This is a genomic window from Arthrobacter sp. Y3223164 (assembly GCF_059091005.1).
Genome location: NZ_JBNHGF010000354.1, coordinates 1 through 2,835 on the forward strand (window position 1 = coordinate 1; position 2,835 = coordinate 2,835).

The 2,835-nt window shown below is 67.0% G+C and carries 2 protein-coding genes; both read left to right on the forward strand.

The window, feature by feature from the left end; all coding sequences use genetic code 11:
- Nucleotides 1–1,483: transcription termination factor Rho (gene rho / locus AC5RUJ_RS13930; protein WP_494156026.1), on the forward strand; the 1,483-nt coding region annotated here is incomplete at its 5' end.
- A 204-nt stretch (nucleotides 1,484–1,687) separates the two neighbouring features.
- Nucleotides 1,688–2,767 carry a peptide chain release factor 1 gene (gene prfA / locus AC5RUJ_RS13935; protein WP_494000132.1) on the forward strand — a complete coding sequence of 360 codons (1,080 nt, stop codon included), beginning with the start codon at nucleotides 1,688–1,690 and terminating at the stop codon, nucleotides 2,765–2,767.
- Nucleotides 2,768–2,835 lie beyond the last annotated feature (68 nt).

Genomic DNA, 2,835 nt, shown 5'->3' on the forward strand with positions numbered 1-2,835 from the left:
CCAGCAGCAGCAGTCCGGCCGCGGAGACGGCCAGTCCGACCGCCGCAGCCGCAACCGCAACCGCAGCGACGCCGACCGCGACACCCGGGACAACCGCGATTCCCGCGACACCCGGGACAACCGCGATTCCCGCGACACCCGGGAGCGCGACACCCGCGATACCCGCCAGGATGACGGCGACGAAGGCGGCCGCGGCCGCAACCGCAATCGCCGCAACCGCCGCGACAACGACAGCAACAACACCCGCTACCGCGACCGCAACGAGCGTCGCCGCGGCCGCGACCGCGGACCCGAGGTCGACGACACCGAGATTTCCGACGACGACGTGCTGCTGCCCGTTGCCGGCATACTGGACGTGCTGGAGAACTACGCCTTCGTGCGCACCTCCGGCTACCTGCCCGGACCGAACGACGTCTACGTCTCGCTGGCCCAGGTCAAGAAGCACAACCTGCGCAAGGGCGACGCCGTCGTCGGCGCCATCCGCGCCCCGCGTGACGGCGATTCCGGCGGCCAGGGCAACCGGCAGAAGTTCAACGCACTGGTCAAGCTCACCTCCGTCAACGGCAAGCCGGTGGAGGAGAACAAGGACCGCGTGGACTTCACCAAGCTGGTCCCGCTGTACCCGTCCGAGCGGCTGCGCCTGGAGACCGAGCCGAAGAAGATCGGCCCCCGCGTCATCGACCTGGTGGCTCCGATCGGCAAGGGCCAGCGCGGCCTGATCGTCTCCCCGCCGAAGGCCGGCAAGACGTTGATCCTGCAGTCCATTGCCAACGCGATCACCACCAACAATCCCGAGGTCCACCTCATGATGGTGCTGGTCGATGAGCGGCCCGAAGAAGTCACGGACATGCAGCGCACGGTCAAGGGCGAGGTCATCGCCTCGACCTTCGACCGTCCCGCCGACGACCACACCACGGTGGCCGAACTGGCCATCGAGCGCGCCAAGCGGCTGGTGGAGATGGGCATGGACGTGGTCGTCCTGCTGGACTCGATGACCCGCCTGGGCCGCGCCTACAACCTGGCCGCCCCGGCCTCGGGCCGCATCCTCTCCGGCGGCGTGGACTCCTCGGCGCTGTACCCGCCGAAGCGTTTCTTCGGCGCCGCCCGGAACATCGAAAACGGCGGCTCCCTGACCATCCTCGCCACCGCACTGGTGGAGACCGGGTCCAAGATGGACGAGGTCATCTTCGAGGAGTTCAAGGGCACCGGCAACATGGAACTGCGGCTGTCCCGCTCGCTGGCGGACAAGCGCATCTTCCCGGCCGTCGACGTCAACGCCTCCGGCACCCGCCGCGAGGAGAACCTGCTCTCGCCCGAAGAGGTCAAGATCATGTGGCGCCTGCGCCGCGTCCTCTCCGGTCTGGACACCCAGCAGGCGCTGGAACTGCTTACCGGCAAGATCCGGGAGACGCAGTCCAACGTAGAGTTCCTGATGCAGGTCCAGAAGACGACGCTCGGCTCGAAGGCCGAAAACGACAAGTAGCTGGGTTACCGCTCAGAATTTTCTCCGGCCCCGCCCCTTCGCGCGGAGGCTCTCGTCCTACGGACTCGAGCCTCCGCGCTACGGCAGGCCCGATGCCACTCCCGGGCCGGAGAAAGATTCTGAGCGGCTTGTCGTTTAAGGCGCCTTACCTGCCGTTCCTTTCGTTGCTATTTAGACTTGTTGTGAGTCGAAAGAGGTTTGAAGATGTTTGAGTCCGTTCAGGGGCTTCTTGACGAGCACGCCGAGCTCCAGAAGGAATTGAGCGACCCTGCCGTCTATTCCGACCAGGCCCGGGCCCGGAAGCTGGGGCGGCGGTCGGCGGAGCTGAACGGCATCGTCGAGGCGTACAAGCGCTGGTCGCACCTGGCGGACGACCTCGAAGCGACACGCGAGCTCGCCGACGAGGATCCCGAACTGGCAGCCGAGGTGCCCGGACTCGAAGCCGAACTCGAAATCGCCCAGGAACGGCTGCGCCGCCTGCTGATCCCGCGCGATCCGGACGACGCGCGCAACGTGATCATCGAGGTCAAGGGCGGCGAAGGCGGCGACGAGGCGGCACTGTTCGCCGGCGACCTGCTCCGGATGTACATGCGCTACGCCGAATCCCGCGGCTGGAAAACCGAGATCATCTCCGCGACCGAGTCCGACCTGGGCGGCTACAAGGACGTCCAGATGGCCATCAAGGGCAACTCCAACGACCCGTCCGAAGGCGTCTGGGCCAGGCTCAAGTTCGAGGGCGGCGTGCACCGCGTCCAACGCGTCCCGGTGACCGAATCGCAGGGCCGCATCCACACCTCCGCCGCAGGCGTCCTGGTGCTTCCGGAAGTGGACGAGCCGGAAGAAGTGGATATCCATCAGAACGACCTGAAGATCGACGTTTACCGTTCCTCGGGTCCGGGCGGCCAGTCGGTGAACACCACCGACTCGGCGGTGCGCATCACCCACCTGCCCACCGGCATCGTGGTCGCGATGCAGAACGAGAAGTCCCAGCTGCAGAACCGCGAGGCCGGCATGCGCGTGCTCCGGGCGCGGCTGCTGGCCCACCAGCAGGAGCAGATCGACGCCGCGAACTCCGAGACGCGCAAGTCGCAGATCCGCACCATGGACCGGTCCGAGCGCATCCGTACGTACAACTTCCCGGAAAACCGGATTGCCGACCACCGCACCGGCTACAAGGCCTACAACCTGGACGCGGTGATGAACGGTGAACTGGAACCGGTGATCCAGTCAGCCATCCAGGCGGACGAGGAACACCGGCTGGCCGCCCTGGGCGAGGAAAACTAGCCGGCAGTGCCCGCCACGAACCTGGCCGACGCCCTGTCCGCCGCCGCCGCGCGGCTGGCCGAGGCCGG

Bases quoted from the DNA above. Each gene is read 5' to 3' on its own strand.
- prfA (WP_494000132.1), top strand. From the start codon at position 1,688: ATGTTTGAGTCCGTTCAGGGGCTTCTTGACGAGCACGCCGAGCTCCAG.